The sequence below is a fragment of the Bacillus cereus group sp. BfR-BA-01382 genome (genome assembly GCF_022663475.1).
GTDB classification, from domain to species: domain Bacteria; phylum Bacillota; class Bacilli; order Bacillales; family Bacillaceae_G; genus Bacillus_A; species Bacillus_A thuringiensis_S.
Window position 1 is genome coordinate 45651 of sequence record NZ_JAKUFQ010000025.1, and the last position, 17208, is coordinate 62858.

Sequence of the window (17208 nt, forward strand, 5' to 3'; positions counted from 1 at the left end):
GAGGTGAGAAAGAATGGAGAAAGAGGAGCAGAAGGCATATCATCGCTATATTCGTGGTATTATTTTAATTGGTTTAGCAATGCTCTTATTTAAACTACTTGTAACAGGGAATATTTATAATTTTATCGCTCCAAAAATGATTAAATTTACGTATATAGCTTTTGTAGTGATTTTACTTCTTGGTTCTTTACAAGTTTGGAGAGATGGGAGAGAAAAAGAGGATGATTGTAATTGTTGTAAGCATCATACAGCATTAAAATCAGGGATGAAAAGTTTCTTTGTATATGTTTTATTTGTTGTTCCGATTATTAGTGCTTTTCTATTTGGAAATGTAACAATTGATGGAAGTTTAGCAGGAAAAAGGGGTATGAATCAAAGTGTACAGGCGAGAAGTATGGAAGGGAATGAAAAAGAGGGGAAACAGGATGATTTTGATGGGCGAGAGGTATTCGATGATCCAGATGAAACATCAAATGTATCAACGACTTATGAAACGGAAGAGCAAGTAGTAAAAAGTATGTTAGGACAGCATAAACTACAAGTAGAGGATAAGGATTATGTTCAAACAATGAGTATAATTGGTCAAGATGTAAAAGGGTTTAAAGGGAAAGAAATTATATTCTCAGGGTTTATATATAATGATAAGGATGTGACGGGTAATAAAGCAGTAGTGGCTCGATATGGCATAACTTGTTGTATTGCGGATGCATCAGTCTGGGGGATGATTGTTACCGGGAAAAACGTTGGGAAAATTCCAAAAGAAACATGGGTGAAAATAACAGGATTATTAGATGAAACGACATATAAAGGAACAGTCTTTCCACTTGTAAAAGTAAACAAAATCGAGAAAATTGATAAGCCAACTGAACCATATGTATATGACGCTTTACCTCAATAGAAAAGAATAAATTCTTCATATTTTCATGAAATAGAATCATAATCATGGCGATAAAAAAATAAAGATAAGAGTAATTTGGTTTGTTAAAAATATGTGCAGAAGGAGTTATGCGATGAACTGGGTTACTCATAAACCATCATTTGAATTTGAGACATTTAGTCCTATTATTCGGTCACAATCTGCGTGGAGTGGACATTTAGATTTTGCATATGACTTAGTAAGATTTGAAAAACCAGAAACTTTAGTTGAGTTAGGTACACATCTAGGTGCTTCTTTCTTCAGTTTTTGTCAGGGAGTAAAAGATGGAGGGTTATCGACTAAATGCTTTGCAGTAGATACTTGGGCTGGAGATGGGCATACAGGTCCATATGGAGAAGGGGTTTTTCAAATAGTAGAAAAAGTAGTGAGCGATAACTACCTTAATATAGGAAATTTAATTCGATCTACTTTTGATGATGCTGTAGACCAGTTTCAAGATGAAACGATAAATCTTTTGCATATTGATGGCTATCATACGTATGAAGCTGTTTCTCACGATTATAACACATGGCTACCGAAAGTCGCGAAAAACGGTATTGTATTATTTCATGATATTGAAGTTAGAAGTGGTGATTTCGGCGTATATCAGTTTTGGGATGAGGTAAAAGCGAAGTACCCTCATTTTCAATTTGCGCATTCATATGGACTGGGAGTGTTATTTCCGAAGGGTTGTAGTGATAAGTTTGAGGAAATACTTAAAAATAAAGAAGAAATACAAAATATGTATAAATAAAGATAGGGCATGCATCATTTTAATGATGTGTGCCCTATTTTTTGTGTAGAAAATAATGGTGTTAATTAAAAAGTGAAGATAGTTGTAAAAAGTTTTGTTGCAGCAAATATTAAAAAAGTTAGTATGGGATTGTTCTTTGTAAATAAAGTGAAGCTTTAATACGTTCATATCAATTCGGAATTTTACAGTAGTTAATTTCTTATCTAAGTGCTTTGCGCTTACTGAATTTTAAGGCGGAGGTCTTATTGGCCGAAAATATCGGGATAAATAAAAATACAACATTTTTTATATTTTTCATTGCGAAAAACGTAATCTACTTTTACAATAGAAAGGGTTGTGAATATATTATACTGGAAAAATAAATCGAAATAATATGAAAATTTTGTTTTGTCTTCGCTAATTGTATATTACATACATGTAAGACGACATACGTCATGTTATCGACTTGTAAGGAGAGAAAAAAATGAAAAGTGTAAGATTACCATCGATGCTAGAAATCATAGTTCTTTTATTACTATTTCTTGCTGTTGTCTTTTCCTTCCAAACGATTTTTGATCTCCCAATTCAATTAGCGCTATTTATTTCATGGTTTTTAGTAATTGCGCTTGGATTAAGATTAGGATTTCGTTATCAAGAATTGCAAGATGCAATTACGAAAGGGATTTCTAACGGATTAGAAGCAATACTGATTTTAGTTGCAGTAGGTGCTTTAATTGGAACGTGGATTGCTGGTGGGGTAGTACCAACATTAATCTATTATGGATTAGAATTTATTCACCCTAGCATATTCCTATTAGCAACATTAATTATTTGTTCTATAACTTCTATCGCAACAGGAACGTCTTGGGGAACAGTGGGAACAGCAGGTATTGCTATGATGGCGATTGGTGAAGGACTTGGTTTACCACTTCCGCTTGTTGCTGGTGCAGTTCTTTCAGGAGCTTATTTCGGCGACAAATTATCACCACTTTCTGATAGCACAGTTCTTGCAGCTTCTATGGCGAAAGTAGATGTTATTGCTCACGTTCGAGCTATGCTCGTATTAGATGTTCCAGCTTATATTATTACTAGTATTATGTTTACTGTAGCTGGTTGGATGTATGGCGGCGATAATGTAGATTTGAATCGAGTAGAATTTTTAAAAGAAGCTTTATTAAAGCAATTTGATATTAAAATATGGATGCTTATTCCAGCGGTCATTGTTATCGTTCTATTAGCGATGAAGAAACCGTCTATGCCAACAATTGCAATGGGAGCTTTAATTGGTGCAATTTGGGCAACTCTTTTCCAAGGGATGAACTTTGGAGAGGCGATTGGAACAGCTTATAACGGATTCTCAATTCAATCTGGTGTTGAGTTTGTTGACAAGTTATTAAACCGTGGTGGAATTAACGGCATGCTTGGCTCAGTAGCTGTTATTATTTTCGGTTTAGGATTTGGTGGATTACTTGAAAAACTAGGTGTTTTAAAAGTAATCGTATCAAAATTTGAGAAGAAATTAAATTCTGCAGGTAATGTAACATTGTCTACATTAATCGTGGCATTCTTAGCTAATATATTTGGTTGTGCGATGTATGTATCACTAATTTTAACACCAAAAATTATGGAAGATAGCTATGATAAATTAAAAATAGACCGTCGTGTATTAGCGCGTAACTCAGAAGTAGGTGGAACGTTAACTTCAGGTATGGTTCCATGGTCTGATAATGGTATTTTTATGGCGGGTATTTTAGGTGTAGCAACGTTCTCATACGTTCCGTTTATGTGGTTAAGCTTCGTATCGTTAATTTTAGCAGTTATTTACGGATATACAGGCAAATTCATCTGGTATGTAGATGATGCAGATAAAGGAAAGCAAGCATCATAAAATAAAAATCACCTTCTACAATATGTAGAAGGTGATTTTTTATTTTGTAATAGCATCTGCTGAAGTTACTTCATTCTCATATTTAGCAATTTTTTGTTGTATCTTTTTTAAGTTTTTTTCAGTGTCTTGGATGAGCTGTAAGACATTGGTCTCTTGTTGTTTCATTAATTCCAACCGTTGAAAGATGGTAGATTCTCCTTCCATAGACCAGTCGATAAATTGTTTTATTTTTTGAATAGGCATACCAGTGTTTTTTAAACACAAAATCATTTCTAAGTATTTGAGTGCTTCTTCATCAAAAGCTCGATCTCCTTTTTCATTTCTTTGCAGAAAAGGGAACAGTCCTTGTTTATCATAATAACGTATTTGAGAAATAGTTAAGTGTTGCATTTTGGCGACTTGCCCAATTGTATAATACATATCATTCATCCTTTTGTTACCAAGGTATAATGCCATTTTTATTTAGTATTTTACCATTATAGTTTGTTTCACTTAATGCATATTTAATAATAATTTTAGCACTTTCAATAGTTGTATGGCCACCAGGGGAATTTCCATTAAGATCAGTAGTTGTAAAACCAGGAGTTATCCCAAATACTTCTGGACCGTTAGTAGCAAATTCTTTACTAAAAGCTAATGTTAAAGCATTAATAGCAGTTTTGGAAGAATTATATCCTAGTGTATTGATTGGATGTGTTTCACCATTAGCAAACATTGTTAGTGAGGCCATGTCAGTTGTTACATTTAGTATTTTACTGTTGCTTGAATTCTTTAATAATGGTAAAAAGGCTTGTATCATTTGGAAAGTTCCAAAAAAGTTAACTTCAAATCCTTGGCGTAAAGTTTCAATATTTAATTCACTAGGTAGCGTATTGAAGTCTAATGCAATGCCTGCGTTATTAATTAATAAATGTAAATGGTCAGTCGTTTCGTGAATTTTCTTTGTTGCTTCTTGAATGGATTGTGAATTTGAAATATCTACTTGAATATAGGAAACGTTTGAAACATTTAAAGAGTCTACGGCTTGTTGTCCAAGTTGTTCATTACGAGCACCTAAAAATACGTGATAATTTTTTTCTGCTAATTGACGAACAAGTTCATATCCAATTCCTTTATTCGCACCTGTTATAAAAGCATATTTTTTCATATTGAATTCCTCCAGTAGTGTTATAGTAGGTTACAATGGAAAGGATACAGCCTAAACTTAAGTTTAGGTCAAGAGGAATTTTTTAAAATAAATATAAAATATCTATATATAAGAGTGAGAATTCTTATCATTTAAGAAAAAGTCTGTTATTATAAGAGATGTAGGTATTATATTTTCAAGGGGATGAAAACATGGAGTACAGAATTGAAAGAGATACATTAGGAGAAATAAAAGTTCCAGCTGATAAATTATGGGCAGCACAAACACAACGTAGTAAAGAAAACTTTCCAATTGGAACAGAGCAAATGCCGCTTGAAATTGTAAAAGCATTTGCAATTTTAAAGAAGAGTGCAGCGCTTAGCAATCAAAAATTAGGAAAGTTATCAGAAGAAAAAGCAGAAGCAATTGTAGAAGCTGCTGATGAAGTGATTGCAGGGAAATGGAATGAACATTTTCCGCTTGTCGTATGGCAAACAGGTAGTGGTACACAGTCAAACATGAATGTGAATGAAGTAATTGCAAATCGTGGGAATCAAATTTTGAAAGAGAATGGATCTGACGTACATATTCATCCAAATGATGATGTGAACATGTCACAAAGTTCAAATGATACATTTCCAACGGCGCTCCATGTAGCTTGTGTAATCGCAGTAGAAAATCACGTATTACCAGCAATCAGGAAATTAAAAGGAACTTTAGCAGAAAAAGTAACTGCATTTGAACATATTATAAAAATTGGTCGTACACATTTACAAGATGCAACACCGTTAACTTTAGGGCAAGAAATTAGCGGATGGCACCGTATGCTTGAAAAAACAGAGCGTATGATTGCAGAGAGCAATACATATATGAAAGAGTTAGCAATTGGTGGAACTGCGGTTGGAACAGGTATTAATGCTCATCCTAAATTTGGTGAGATGGTATCAGAGGAAATTAGTCAATTTACAGGTAAACAATTTGTTTCTGCACCAAATAAGTTCCATGCATTAACGAGCCATGATGAAGTTGTATATACTCACGGTGCATTAAAAGCATTAGCTGCAGATCTAATGAAGATCGCTAACGATGTACGTTGGCTTGCAAGTGGTCCACGTAGTGGTCTTGGAGAAATTATTATTCCAGCCAATGAACCAGGAAGCTCTATTATGCCAGGTAAAGTAAATCCAACGCAAAGTGAAGCATTAACGATGGTTGTAGCGCAAGTGATGGGGAATGATGCAACAATCGGATTTGCTGCGAGCCAAGGTAACTTTGAGTTAAACGTATTTAAACCTGTTATTGCTTATAACTTCTTACAATCAGCTCACTTATTAGCGGATGCAATTGTTTCGTTTAATGACAATTGTGCAGTTGGTATTGAAGCAGATGAAGAAGTAATTAATGAAAATGTGAATCGTTCACTAATGCTTGTAACAGCGCTAAACCCACATATCGGATATGAAAATGCAGCGAAAATTGCGAAGTATGCTCATAAAGAGGGATTAACTTTAAAAGAAGCAGCATTGCAATCTGGGCTACTAACAGAAGGGCAATTTGATGAAATTGTAGATCCAAAGAAAATGATTGCTCCAAAAGAGTAATAGAAAAAGCCAAGGTTCTTAGTATAGAATCTTGGCTTTTTTGATGTTCATTTTTATGTTTCATCTACTTGCAATACTGCAAGCTTCAAAATATATTATTTGTTAGCAGGCGTATTCATTACTTTCATCTGTGGGCAGTTCTCTTTTAAGAGTGAAATGAATTTTTCTTCTTCTTGTGGTACGAAAGTGGTCACTGAGTCAAATAAATTATAATTAATTTCTAATTGTTGCCTAGTCCATTTTTTTGAACGAAGTTTTTTGCCAGAGTACTTAATATGGCGAATGTCTTTAAATGGGATTTCAGTATGAAGTATGAAACCGTGTTTTACAACAAGAGATGATTCCGTTACGTTGTAGTGAGAGAAATAGAATGAAGAAAGATTCACGATATTTAATAGCATCATGAGAGTGAAAAAAATAGAATTTTCATTTTGGAAGAATAACGAAACGAAAAAAATAATTAGAAATAAAGTAATGAAAATGACGTGGAATGGATTTTTTTTCGCTTTAAATTTCAAGTTAGTCACCTCGGTATACTTGTTCTTTAACTAAATTAAATCATAACATTGTGATAAAACGTGTGAATATGCAGAATTGCATATTCACACGTTTTATTATTCATGTAAAATTTCTTGATAGGATAAATTCAAAAGAAGTTTTGTAATAGTGGAGTGACATGAAGTGACTTACAAGAATAGAAAGATAGTGTTAGTCATAATTAGTTGTATGATGATTATGAGTAGTTGTGCTAATAAATTTGTTGAAGATAGAAATCGAAAGCATACATTTGTACAAGCAAGTAAGGTTTTAGTAGAGACTGTAAATAGAATATATAAATTGAAACTTTAATCAACTGATTATTAGCCCTCACCAATCGGGCTTTTAAGGGCAGCCCGCCCTCATTTAACTTCTTTGCTTCCGCTGAATTTTGATGTGGGAGTCTTACTGCCCTTAAATGTGGGATAAAAAGTAAAAGGTGTTTTCTTATACGGAAACATCTTTTTTGTAGTTGAAATTGAATACTGAAGTTTTGTAATGGATGAATACCGGTTCCATATTCACTAATCGCATATGTATTCTGTGCAATTTGCTTAACGGTAAACCAAGAGTCTTGAAGAATATCCATGTTCTAATCCACATCATATAAAATGAATTTCTATAAACACATTCGCTTTTCGTTGTATTAAACCCTTTCGGTAGATGTTTTTATAAAAGTTTATAAAATGGGTAAACGAAATGTTGAAATGTTTGTTTGTGTTATGATAAGATGGTGAAGTGGTAATAAACGTTATAGTGATTTGTTTGGTTTTTGAATAAACATTTTGAAGGAGTGTTTAGTATGAGTGGTATTTCAGAGAAGTTTTGGGATGCGTCAATAGAGGAATTAAAGAAAGGGTATGTGTTTGATGGAGAAAAAGAGGAGTACATTTGCTTAGCTTGTGGTGAAACATTTATTAAAGGTGTTATTTATCAAGATAATCAAGTTTTGTATGAAGCAGAGAAGTTCGTCCGATTGCATATTCAAAATGAGCATACGTCTATGTTTGATTATTTGTTAAATATGGATAAGAAATTTACTGGTTTAACGGATTTACAAAAGAAAATGGTTCAGTTTTTCCATATGGGACTGAATGATAAAGAAATTGTAAAAGAGTTGGATGGCGGAAGTACATCAACAATTCGTAATCATCGATTTACACTGCGAGAGAAAATGAAGCAAGCAAAAGTATTTTTAGCTCTAATGGAATTATCAGAAGAAAAATCAAAAGTACAAACGAAATTTGTACCAATTCATAGAACAGCAACGATGGTGGATGATCGATACAATATTACGGAAGAAGAAAATGATGAAGTATTAAAAGCTCATTTTACAGAAGGATTAGATGGACCTCTTTCTAAATTTCCGAAAAAACAAAAGCGTAAATTAATTATATTACGTCATTTAGTAAAGAAGTTTGATAGTAATAAAAAGTATACTGAAAAAGAAGTAAATACAGTGATAGAAAATGTATACCCTGATTTCGTAACTTTAAGAAGATATTTAATCGAGTATGGATTTTTAGATCGAACAGCCGATGGAAGTCAATATTGGGTGAAGTTATAATCATACGAAAAGAAAGTGAATAGAAGCACAGTATTATAACAACTATACAAAGAGATAGATATTGAAAATTGATTTTTAATAAAAGGAGAAATGAAATTTGAAACCACCTGCAGATAACAATAAAGAAGGTGCGGAGTCACATAAGTTGGAAAGTGAGAGTAAACCGATTTGGAAATCGATGTCGATGTTTTTAGTACCATTATTATTAAGTAATGTACTACAATCAGTTGGACAATTATTTGGTATGGTAGTAGTAGGAAGATGGCTTGGAGTTAATGATTTAGCGGCTATATCAGCATTCTTCCCATTATTTTTCTTGCTCGTTTCATTTGTAATTGGTATCGGTTCAGGAAGCTCTATTTTAATTGGTCAGGCGTTTGGTGCTAAAAACGAAGATCGTTTAAAAGCTATCGTTGGTACGACGCTGACATTTACCTTTATTATTGGAGTTGTGTTGGCGATAATAGGCAGTATTTTTGCGATGGATATTATGCGTCTAATGGGAACGCCAGAAAATATTATTGAAATAAGTGTACATTATGCACGAATTTTATTTATATCGATGCCAGTATTATTTTTATATTTCGCATACACAACATTTATGAGAGGTACAGGAGATTCTAAAACGCCATTTTACTTTTTAATTGTAAGTACAGCGCTAAATATGATCTTATTACCAATTCTTATTTTTGGATGGTTAGGAGCTCCGAAATTAGATGTGTATGGAGCAGCCTATGCCTCTGTTATATCTACAGTTATTACGTTTATTGTCATGCTTTTGTATTTAAAGAAGAAAAATCACCCATTACAACTAGACAGCACGGTTAGAAAATACCTTCGAATGGATGGGGAGTTATTAAAGCTATTGCTAAGGCTCGGTATTCCAGCGAGTATTAATATGATATTAGTTTCATTATCTGAAATTGCTGTAATCGCGTTTGTAAATCGTTACGGTTCGGATGCAACAGCTGCTTACGGAGTTGTGAATCAAGTTGCAAGTTATGTACAAATGCCAGCAGTTAGCCTTGGTATTACAGTTTCTATTTTTGCAGCACAATCAATTGGGGCGAATCAATTTGATCGATTGCAGAAAGTTGTGAAGGTCGGAATTATTATGAACTACGTCATCGGTGGTGTGTTAATAGCTCTTATTTACTTATTCTCAAGAGACATTTTATCACTATTTTTAACGAGTCAAACTACAATTGAAATTGCTCATAGCTTAGTTATGATTACGTTATGGAGTTATTTAATTTTCGGTCATGCACAAATTATTAGTGCGACAATGCGAGCGAGTGGTACAGTACTTTGGCCAACTGTTATTGGAGTTGTTTCAATTTGGCTTGTGGAAGTACCCGTAGCATATTATCTTTCTTACCATACAAGTCTTGGAATAGAAGGGATCTGGATCGGGTATCCAGCAGCATTTATTGTCAGCTTAATACTACAGTATGCATATTATAAGCTTTCATGGCAAAAGAAACGAATTACACGATTAGTTAGTTAAATAGAAAAAATGTCTCTAAGTTATTTGACTTAGGGACATTTTTTTGTAGGTGCAGGTTTACAAATAGCTTTTTAAAGTTATATCAAAATGTTGTCTAATGAGTGTTTTATCACTCATATAAAACTCCCACGCTTTTTCTGGTTCACCGATAATCTCAAAGGATTCCTCTGTAATATATAAAGCGCAATTATCCTCCAGTGCAATTCCTTCTATATTCCCTTGATGATTTTGTAAAAAGGAATGGAAGGCGTTCATTCTATTTAATTGATTATAATGTGGACAAAATCTTTTATTAACAATCCCCCATCCGTTACTCTCTATATAACCAGAACCTTCATAATCTGATCGGATACTAGACGTGAACCAACACATAGCACCAGCGCTATAACCAGCAATAAGTGTTCCTTGTTGCAGAGCCAATAATAATTTTTCATCGAGTCTATGTTCTTTCCATTGCGTAAACATATAAATATAATTCCCGCCACCTAGATAAATTAAATCGGCTGAATGAATCATCTCGTCTATTTCATACTTAGAAGGTGAATCTGTTGTAGTACGTAAAATTTGTACTTCACAATGTAATTGTTTTTCAAACGTGTCTAAAAATAATTTTATATAGCTTTCATCATCATGACTTGCCGTTGGAATAAACAATACTTTTGGATACTGTTTATTTGTTAATTCTATAAGGCGTTCATTAATAGGCAAGTGATTTGAATCTTGTAAATCACCGCCACCAATGACAGCTAATTTCATAGTAAAGCACCACCTAATCATTTTTGTTATATAAAAATTCGATAGAAGAGAGTTACATTCCTTCTGTAATGTAATCAATAATTAGAAAATGTAGCTTAAGTATATCGGAATAGTAAAGAAAACACTGATTATATATATCAGTGAATTAGAAACCATTCATTGATATATAATATTTCATACTAATGTTTCAAAAAATGGAAAAATATGTTTAAATAGATATAATGAAGTATTAATTCATATTGAATTTATATTTATATTTTAAAAGGAAATCGGAAATAATAGCGATTTTCCAAAACAGTTTTTACTTTTAATAGGAAGTTGTATTACAATATGGTAAAATTATTTCAATATATTTATTTAATATGAAATACAAAGAAGGAGCGTGAAAAAAGTGGATTTTCGATTTGAATTTACAACGAAGCTGAAAGAATACTTAGACGATGAGAAGGATGAAAAAATAATAAAAGATGGGCACAGAGATGTAATTTTTCACTATTTATATGCGTTAGAGACTGAAATTGGCGTTGTTAAAAATCCTAATTTTACTTTTTTTGCATCAGGAAGACGTTCACATATAGTGTTAGAAAATGTTGAATTTAAAACAGAAGTAAATGTAAAAAGTAATATAATTGAAATTACAAAAATAGTGGATAATGTAGCTATTCCGTTAGATACTATCGTAGCGAAAGATCGGGAATTATTTGCACTTGGGCGTAATGAGAAGTTTAGTGTACAAATATTAGAGCAGTATCTTTTTGATACATTTGGAGATAAGTTAGGCTTATAATTAATGGAATGGCGTACGTATTTATAAGTAGTGAATTTTAGTGTATCTCATTCGTGTTTGACCTTTTATTTAATTTGTACTACAATTCGTAGTGTGAAAGGAGTCATACTATGTTTACTCAAAACTATAAATTAAATGAGCACGGGTTAAATCATTTCTTTGGACCGCTTGAAGCGAAAATTATGGAGATTGTTTGGTCTAACAAAGGTATTACGATTAAAGAAGTGCAGCAGAAATTAAGTGAAGAATCGCCTGTGAATTTTAACACTGTTATGACAGTTATGAACAGGTTAGTAGAGAAGTTACACTTAGAAAAACAGATTGTAAAAAGAAGTGGCATATATCGTGCTGTACAAACAAAAGAAGAATTCTTATCCAAGCAAACGAAGAAAATGACACAGGAATTGATGGGGGAATTTGGAGATTTAGTTGTAAATCATATGTTAGATGAGTTAGAGCAGGCTGATCCGACTTTAATAAAAAAGTTAGAAGACAAATTGAGTCAGTTAAAAAAAGAGGATTAATGAAATGAAATGGCAAATGCGTAAAATCGTATTGTTAGCAGTAATTGTTAGTACCCTCTTTTTCAGTATGTTAGTGTATTACGTTACATATCCATTTCTGTTTCAAAATAAGATGTTCTTTCTTTCAAATTTTTGCTTGTTCCAGTTAGAAAAACATATGAAAGAATTATCGCTGATTCGTATTATAATCGCTGGATTATTATTACTTACTATATTAATCGTGTGCAAAAGAATTTGGCGACAATTTTTCTATAGTAAAAAATTACAAAAAGTACTTATCCCTTTCATCCGAAAAGGAAAACAAATATATATATTGCCGACTACGGAAGTTGCGGCATTTACAATTGGATTATTCCGTCCGAAAGTTGTCATGTCGGAAGGTTTGCTTCAGACGTTTTCAGATGAAGAAATTGATGCAATTATTTTCCATGAAGAATATCATCAAAAGAATTGGGATCCGCTAAAATTATTTTGTTTTACGTTATTAGCAGAAGGAATGATGTACATCCCGATATTAAAAGGGTTGTTACAGCGATATCATACGTATCAGGAGCTAGCTGCTGATAAATATGCGATGCAAAAAATGGAATCTTCATTTGAGTTAGGTAGCGCGTTATTAAAATTAATTAAAATAAAGACAATGGAAAATCGATGTGTTACCGCTTCATTTGCAAAAACAGCAATAAATTTACGAATCGAGCAAGTGTTAAATGAAAAGGTTGTTAAGCTTACTATTCCGTTACATACGAATTCGGTATATGTAACAGTAGGTTTATTCTGTATGTCGGTTGTACTTATTGTCGGAGAGTGCATATAGCCTCTTTTTTTTAAGAATAAACACTACTTATTGTAGTGTTTTAGGGGGAATAAAATGAATGCAGCAGATTTAACAATTTGGCTTGTGGCTGGGGCGGGAGTATTGTCATTTATATCACCGTGCTCTTTACCGTTATATCCATCTTATTTATCTTATATTACAGGTGTGTCTATCCAAGATTTAAAAGAAAATCGTGGGATTATGCAAAAATCAGCGATTATACATACCATATTTTTTATGATCGGATTTTCGGTTATATTTTACGCGTTAGGTTTATCGGTAAGCTGGATTGGAATAACATTTTCATCTAACCAAAAATTGATTCAACAAATTGGTGGGATTTTTATTGTTTTAATGGGGCTATTTATGACGGGCTTGTTTCAGCCTAAGTGGCTTATGGCAGAGAAAAAGGTGCAGTATAGAAGTAAATCGACTGGATATATTCGCTCGATTTTAGTCGGTATGACATATGCAGCGGGTTGGACGCCATGTGTTGGACCGATATTTTCAGCTGTACTCATGCTTGGCGCGACGAATCCTGAAGGGGCACTTCTTTATATTACAGCGTATACTCTTGGGTTTGCGGTTCCATTTTTCGTGATGGCATTCTTTATTGGGAAGGTAAAATGGATTGTTACATATGCGAATGTCATGATGAAAATTGGCGGTGGAATGATGATTGTAACAGGTATTTTATTGTATACAAATCAAATGACGAAAATTACAGCATTCTTTATTCGTCTATTCGGTGGATTTACAGGCTTTTAAAAATGAGGAGGAAGAAAAGTGAAGAAACTAATTGCTATTATACTAGTAGGTGCTCTCGTTTGGGCGGGGGTTAACTTTTATAATTCAAAGAAAGAAGAAAAGGAAAGAAAAGCAAAGCAAGCAGAGTTACAAGAGAAAGAAGTATTACCACAAGTAGGTTTTAAAGCACCTGGCATCACATTAAAAGGATTAGACGGAAAGTTGCAGTCGTTAAATGATGCCAAGGGAAAACCGTATATTATTAATTTTTGGGCATCATGGTGTGGGCCGTGTGAAATGGAGGCACCTGACTTAGTTCATATGTATGATAAATATAAAAAGGATGTTGAAATTTTTGCGGTGAATGCAACTGTTAGTGACCCAGTACAAGAAGCAAGCGCATTTGCTAATCGCTATGGGTTTGAGTTTCCTGTTCTACTAGATATGGACGGAGTAGCTGGACTAGATTATAAAGTATTCTCTTTACCGACGACATTTTTTGTTAATAAAGATGGAATCATAGTAGATCATGTACGAGGTGTATTACCACCAGATCAATTAGAAAAGAAATTTAAGAAATTGATTGAGAATTAAAAGGAGATTTCGTGACGATGGAGTGGATCGTGAGGTTACAACCCATATCTCTTATAATTGGAAGTCTATTTGGATTTATGTTGATGAAACGAAAGATGAGGCATCAAAATGTATCATATGAAAAAATGATGGATGCCGTAACAAATGCTTTTCTTATCATCGTATTTGTATGGAAGTTTGCGCCAGTAATTTTAAATCCTGTATGGGCTTTGGGGGCGCCAGTGCAAGCAATATTAGCTGTTGGGAGTATGCAACATATTGTAGTAGGATGCGTAATTGCGAGTGTATACATTGTTTGGAAAAGTAAAAAGGAGCAATTTTCGCTTCGTATTTTACTTGATGTATTGCCTTTTAGTCTGTGTGTGAGTATTATCTTTTATTTTCTATTACATCATGAAGTAGGCGCACAAACGACACTACCATGGGGAATAAAAATATATGAATCTAAACTTTTATATCACCCTATTTTCGTATATGAGATCATCCTTGCTCTTTGTATAATGGGCTTTTTATGGATGAAAAATGAAAGGCTTGGAAATGGAAAGAATATAAGTGTTTTTCTAATTATTGAGGGGTTTGCTCAAATCATTATTTCGCTTGTTAGTGAACAAAATTCGGTTCTGTTTGGTCTATCAGCACAGCAAATAATGAGCTTTTGTATTATTAGTTTAGGGATTTTGTTAGTGTCGAAAAAATAAAAAATAGCCATGTACAGAGAGTATCTGTGTATGGCTATCTTTTATAAGCATATTTCTTCATCATATGCTAAATCATTATATTGTAGAAATCTAAAAACCCCTTTATTAGGGGTTTTTAGATTTCTATAGGTCTGCATGTGTTTCTTGTTTATCTGTATCCCATTTTGGAAGTTGTTTTGCTTGTTGACTTTCAGTAAAATTATTAAATCCAAAAGCAAGTATGCATGTAAAGGTTAAAATAGCTAAACTAATCTTTTTCATTATCTTAGTGCCTCCTTAGTTAATAATTTTTGTTTTGCTTCGTAAGTTTTGAAAAAATATTTTTGAGATTTCTCTATTTTATTCACTTTATGAAATTCTACTGCTAATAATTCGTAATATTCTTGTGCATAATCGTATAATTCTTTACTGTTAAAATATGTAGTGCCTGCAATGATTGCGTTTTCTAAGTCGTCTAGAATACCAGTGTGTTGTGTTTTTAAGATAGTGAAATGGTGTTTATATTCTTGATTATTTAATTCATTACAAATTTCTAAGCCTTTTTGAACCCAATGGTTTGCAAGTTCTTTTTCATTTAAAATAAAATGTTCTTTGGCTTGTAGAAAATTGGCTTTTAGGTGTTTAGGTAATTTGTTTGTAACTATTGTAAGATGTCTAATAGCAAGGGTTGATAGATTTTGAGAAGAGTAGAGCCAACCTAAGTTATTTCGAACTTTTAAGATTAGTGTATCGTCTTTCAGCTTTTGTAAAATATTGATTGCTGAATTATAGTTCTCTTCGGCTTGTTCGAATTGTTTTAAATAAACAGAACATGAGCCTAAAATGTTTTCGCATAGAGCTATTTTAATTTCATAACGTGGATATTTTGAGAAAATCTCTTTAGCTTGATTTGCATAATTGATTGCTGTAAGTGGTTTGTTTGTATGGTGATTAAATATAGCAAATTTATATTTATATTCAGCTTCTTCTAGTTCGCCTGGTACATGTTTTAAAAGGGATTCAGCTTTTTCGTATTCTTTTTTTGCTTCATCATAATTTCCAATAATGGTAGCATGTTCAGCTTTAAAAAAGTGATAATAATAAGTAATAAAGTCTTCAGTTATTGGATTGTCTAAACGAACAATTTGACTAAAAGTATCATACTTAATGTTTGTCCAATCGGTTAGGACCTTATATTTAAAGTTTAGTAGGGAGTAGTAAAGCGATAGATTTTGATCAGCTTCAATTTTATTAATCTGTTTCTCTATTTTTTCTTTTAATTGTTTCGCTTCAATTAATTGCTCCGCTACCATTACTTGATATAAAATGTTTAATTCGTTGACAATCTGTTCATGCCCTTTTAATAACACACTCATTATATATTCCCCCATCCGATAAAAGTATCCTAATTTAATTATTTCTATAATAACAAAATAGAAGAAGTATAAGAGTGATTTTACCATATTTTTCAACAAAATTCTGAAAAATCAATTAATTTTTACGTATTTCTTATTTTTATGTGAATATTACAAGTGCCTCTGGTAGTGGTGGGATGAATCTGACTCATGATACGTTAGCATCAATGGGAGGGATAGTTTCAGTTGTAAATATGTTTTTAGGAGGATTGTTCGGATTGGGTCCAACTGTTAAGTTTTTAACAAAAATTTCACTTTCTTATTTAATAAAAACAGGATAATCCGCATTTTATAAGAACCATCCTGTTTTTATTTATACATTAAAAAATCGGCGGAGTAACAGAAAATAAAACTATCGCGTTTTTTTCAAAATGATTCACCCATTTATGCTTTAAATAAGCAGGTATCTTTACACTGTCACCAGTTTCTAATACGTATTCTTCCTCGTTTAAATATAATGTGATTTTCCCATCTAAGACAAATGCTAATTCTTCTCCTTTATGTTCTAGCACATTTTCTGATGAAGCTGTATTAGGCGGGACGGTCATAATTGCTGTTGCTAAATTTCCAGTGAAATCAGGTGAAAGCATTTCATATGATAAATTATCGATAATCATTTTCTTTCGTTTATGGGAACGTACAATTAAATCGTCTGTATTTGTATCTTCAAGTAAAAAGCTAAATGTTGGAACATCAAGAGCTTTAGCAAGTACTTTTAATGTTTGAATAGAAGGGTTAGCCGACCCACGCTCAATTTGACTTAACATAGATGGTGTAATATCGGCCATCTTTGCTAGTTCTTTACTAGTTAAACCTTTTTCTTTTCTTTGTTTTTCAATTTTTTTACCAATATCTATATTTTCCATAATGAAAATCTCCTCAAGGATTATTAAATTATATTTAAATAAATTAAATTAAAATTAACTAAAGTGAACGATTTGTGTTAAACTATATTAAAATTAATTTAATTATAATTTATTATATGGTGAGCTACAAGGATATAAGGAGGAAACAAA

The 17208-nt window shown here is 32.6% G+C and carries 21 protein-coding genes; 13 read left to right on the plus strand and 8 right to left on the minus strand.

Features of this window, described 5'->3' with window-relative positions:
- Window positions 1–13 precede the first annotated feature (13 nt).
- The 3 genes from MR160_RS12845 (at window position 14) to nhaC (ending at window position 3537) form a co-directional block, all read left to right on the plus strand.
- Entirely contained in the window at window positions 14–898 is an 885-nt protein-coding gene (locus MR160_RS12845) for a TIGR03943 family putative permease subunit (protein WP_242297428.1), read from the plus strand.
- A gap of 112 nt (window positions 899–1010) precedes the next feature.
- On the plus strand, window positions 1011–1670 hold the full coding sequence (locus MR160_RS12850) for a class I SAM-dependent methyltransferase (RefSeq protein WP_001104666.1): 660 nt from the start codon (window positions 1011–1013) through the stop codon (window positions 1668–1670).
- A gap of 463 nt (window positions 1671–2133) precedes the next feature.
- Window positions 2134–3537, plus strand: a complete 1404-nt coding sequence (gene nhaC, locus MR160_RS12855; RefSeq protein WP_000843986.1) for a Na+/H+ antiporter NhaC — start codon at window positions 2134–2136, stop codon at window positions 3535–3537.
- Between the two features lie 39 nt (window positions 3538–3576).
- Here the strand turns inward: nhaC and MR160_RS12860 are convergent, their stop codons facing one another.
- Window positions 3577–3957: a MerR family transcriptional regulator gene (locus MR160_RS12860; protein WP_000291857.1), complete on the minus strand. Its 381-nt coding sequence runs from the start codon at window positions 3955–3957 to the stop codon at window positions 3577–3579.
- Between the two features lie 16 nt (window positions 3958–3973).
- Entirely contained in the window at window positions 3974–4684 is a 711-nt protein-coding gene (locus tag MR160_RS12865; RefSeq protein ID WP_000759560.1) for an SDR family NAD(P)-dependent oxidoreductase, read from the minus strand.
- 191 nt (window positions 4685–4875) lie between these two features.
- Between MR160_RS12865 and fumC the strand changes: the two genes are divergently transcribed.
- Window positions 4876–6264, plus strand: coding sequence for a class II fumarate hydratase (gene fumC / locus MR160_RS12870; RefSeq protein ID WP_000456612.1), 1389 nt, complete (start codon window positions 4876–4878; stop codon window positions 6262–6264).
- A gap of 95 nt (window positions 6265–6359) precedes the next feature.
- On the opposite strand, the gene MR160_RS12875 is transcribed toward fumC, so the two are convergent.
- Together MR160_RS12875 and MR160_RS35120 are read right to left on the minus strand one after the other, a co-directional pair.
- The gene (locus MR160_RS12875; protein ID WP_242297429.1) at window positions 6360–6782 is read right to left on the minus strand and encodes a PH domain-containing protein; all 423 of its coding nucleotides are present in this window, start codon (window positions 6780–6782) and stop codon (window positions 6360–6362) included.
- 230 nt (window positions 6783–7012) lie between these two features.
- On the minus strand, window positions 7013–7390 hold the full coding sequence (locus tag MR160_RS35120) for a hypothetical protein (RefSeq protein ID WP_002162860.1): 378 nt from the start codon (window positions 7388–7390) through the stop codon (window positions 7013–7015).
- A 213-nt stretch (window positions 7391–7603) separates the two neighbouring features.
- Between MR160_RS35120 and MR160_RS12885 the strand changes: the two genes are divergently transcribed.
- Window positions 7604–8368 carry a DUF2087 domain-containing protein gene (locus MR160_RS12885; RefSeq protein WP_000014491.1) on the plus strand — a complete coding sequence of 255 codons (765 nt, stop codon included), beginning with the start codon at window positions 7604–7606 and terminating at the stop codon, window positions 8366–8368.
- A 97-nt stretch (window positions 8369–8465) separates the two neighbouring features.
- On the plus strand, window positions 8466–9875 hold the full coding sequence (locus MR160_RS12890; protein ID WP_000804121.1) for an MATE family efflux transporter: 1410 nt from the start codon (window positions 8466–8468) through the stop codon (window positions 9873–9875).
- A gap of 57 nt (window positions 9876–9932) precedes the next feature.
- On the opposite strand, the gene MR160_RS12895 is transcribed toward MR160_RS12890, so the two are convergent.
- Window positions 9933–10631 carry a peptidase E gene (locus tag MR160_RS12895; RefSeq protein WP_000762127.1) on the minus strand — a complete coding sequence of 233 codons (699 nt, stop codon included), beginning with the start codon at window positions 10629–10631 and terminating at the stop codon, window positions 9933–9935.
- 391 nt (window positions 10632–11022) lie between these two features.
- On the opposite strand from MR160_RS12895, the gene MR160_RS12900 reads away from it, so the two are divergent.
- From MR160_RS12900 to MR160_RS12925, 6 genes are all read left to right on the plus strand, one after another.
- Complete coding sequence (locus tag MR160_RS12900) at window positions 11023–11418, plus strand: DUF3942 family protein (protein WP_000347524.1); 396 nt, start codon at window positions 11023–11025, stop codon at window positions 11416–11418.
- Between the two features lie 110 nt (window positions 11419–11528).
- Window positions 11529–11942, plus strand: coding sequence for a BlaI/MecI/CopY family transcriptional regulator (locus tag MR160_RS12905; protein ID WP_000495050.1), 414 nt, complete (start codon window positions 11529–11531; stop codon window positions 11940–11942).
- Between the two features lie 4 nt (window positions 11943–11946).
- A complete protein-coding gene (locus MR160_RS12910; protein WP_000871954.1) occupies window positions 11947–12759 on the plus strand; it encodes a M56 family metallopeptidase in 813 nt (270 codons plus the stop codon).
- 54 nt (window positions 12760–12813) lie between these two features.
- Window positions 12814–13527 carry a cytochrome c-type biogenesis protein CcdA gene (gene ccdA, locus MR160_RS12915; RefSeq protein WP_000990435.1) on the plus strand — a complete coding sequence of 238 codons (714 nt, stop codon included), beginning with the start codon at window positions 12814–12816 and terminating at the stop codon, window positions 13525–13527.
- Between the two features lie 18 nt (window positions 13528–13545).
- Entirely contained in the window at window positions 13546–14100 is a 555-nt protein-coding gene (locus MR160_RS12920; protein WP_000733184.1) for a TlpA family protein disulfide reductase, read from the plus strand.
- Window positions 14101–14117: 17 nt separating this feature from the next.
- On the plus strand, window positions 14118–14798 hold the full coding sequence (locus MR160_RS12925; protein WP_242297436.1) for a prolipoprotein diacylglyceryl transferase family protein: 681 nt from the start codon (window positions 14118–14120) through the stop codon (window positions 14796–14798).
- Between the two features lie 123 nt (window positions 14799–14921).
- On the opposite strand, the gene MR160_RS12930 is transcribed toward MR160_RS12925, so the two are convergent.
- Together MR160_RS12930 and MR160_RS12935 are read right to left on the minus strand one after the other, a co-directional pair.
- Window positions 14922–15059 carry a hypothetical protein gene (locus MR160_RS12930; RefSeq protein ID WP_000724012.1) on the minus strand — a complete coding sequence of 46 codons (138 nt, stop codon included), beginning with the start codon at window positions 15057–15059 and terminating at the stop codon, window positions 14922–14924.
- Window positions 15059–16153, minus strand: coding sequence for a response regulator aspartate phosphatase (locus tag MR160_RS12935; protein ID WP_000114844.1), 1095 nt, complete (start codon window positions 16151–16153; stop codon window positions 15059–15061). Before MR160_RS12935 ends, MR160_RS12930 begins: the two co-directional genes overlap by 1 nt.
- Window positions 16154–16296: 143 nt before the next feature.
- Between MR160_RS12935 and MR160_RS12940 the strand changes: the two genes are divergently transcribed.
- Window positions 16297–16473 (plus strand): hypothetical protein, encoded by a 177-nt coding sequence (locus MR160_RS12940; RefSeq protein WP_003309331.1) that lies wholly within the window; start codon window positions 16297–16299, stop codon window positions 16471–16473.
- A 39-nt stretch (window positions 16474–16512) separates the two neighbouring features.
- Here MR160_RS12940 and MR160_RS12945 read toward each other — a convergent pair whose 3' ends face one another.
- Entirely contained in the window at window positions 16513–17058 is a 546-nt protein-coding gene (locus MR160_RS12945) for a helix-turn-helix domain-containing protein (RefSeq protein ID WP_000427637.1), read from the minus strand.
- Between the last annotated feature and the right edge of the window lie 150 nt (window positions 17059–17208).

Excerpts from the sequence above, each read along its gene's own strand:
- MR160_RS12845 (WP_242297428.1), top strand. The coding sequence starts at position 14 with ATGGAGAAAGAGGAGCAGAAGGCATATCATCGCTATATTCGTGGTATT.
- MR160_RS12850 (WP_001104666.1), top strand. The coding sequence starts at position 1,011 with ATGAACTGGGTTACTCATAAACCATCATTTGAATTTGAGACATTTAGT.
- nhaC (WP_000843986.1), top strand. The coding sequence starts at position 2,134 with ATGAAAAGTGTAAGATTACCATCGATGCTAGAAATCATAGTTCTTTTA.
- MR160_RS12860 (WP_000291857.1), bottom strand. The coding sequence starts at position 3,957 with ATGTATTATACAATTGGGCAAGTCGCCAAAATGCAACACTTAACTATT.
- MR160_RS12865 (WP_000759560.1), bottom strand. The coding sequence starts at position 4,684 with ATGAAAAAATATGCTTTTATAACAGGTGCGAATAAAGGAATTGGATAT.
- fumC (WP_000456612.1), top strand. The coding sequence starts at position 4,876 with ATGGAGTACAGAATTGAAAGAGATACATTAGGAGAAATAAAAGTTCCA.
- MR160_RS35120 (WP_002162860.1), bottom strand. The coding sequence starts at position 7,390 with ATGGATATTCTTCAAGACTCTTGGTTTACCGTTAAGCAAATTGCACAG.
- MR160_RS12885 (WP_000014491.1), top strand. The coding sequence starts at position 7,604 with ATGAGTGGTATTTCAGAGAAGTTTTGGGATGCGTCAATAGAGGAATTA.
- MR160_RS12895 (WP_000762127.1), bottom strand. The coding sequence starts at position 10,631 with ATGAAATTAGCTGTCATTGGTGGCGGTGATTTACAAGATTCAAATCAC.
- MR160_RS12905 (WP_000495050.1), top strand. The coding sequence starts at position 11,529 with ATGTTTACTCAAAACTATAAATTAAATGAGCACGGGTTAAATCATTTC.
- MR160_RS12910 (WP_000871954.1), top strand. The coding sequence starts at position 11,947 with ATGAAATGGCAAATGCGTAAAATCGTATTGTTAGCAGTAATTGTTAGT.
- ccdA (WP_000990435.1), top strand. The coding sequence starts at position 12,814 with ATGAATGCAGCAGATTTAACAATTTGGCTTGTGGCTGGGGCGGGAGTA.
- MR160_RS12925 (WP_242297436.1), top strand. The coding sequence starts at position 14,118 with ATGGAGTGGATCGTGAGGTTACAACCCATATCTCTTATAATTGGAAGT.
- MR160_RS12930 (WP_000724012.1), bottom strand. The coding sequence starts at position 15,059 with ATGAAAAAGATTAGTTTAGCTATTTTAACCTTTACATGCATACTTGCT.
- MR160_RS12935 (WP_000114844.1), bottom strand. The coding sequence starts at position 16,153 with ATGAGTGTGTTATTAAAAGGGCATGAACAGATTGTCAACGAATTAAAC.
- MR160_RS12945 (WP_000427637.1), bottom strand. The coding sequence starts at position 17,058 with ATGGAAAATATAGATATTGGTAAAAAAATTGAAAAACAAAGAAAAGAA.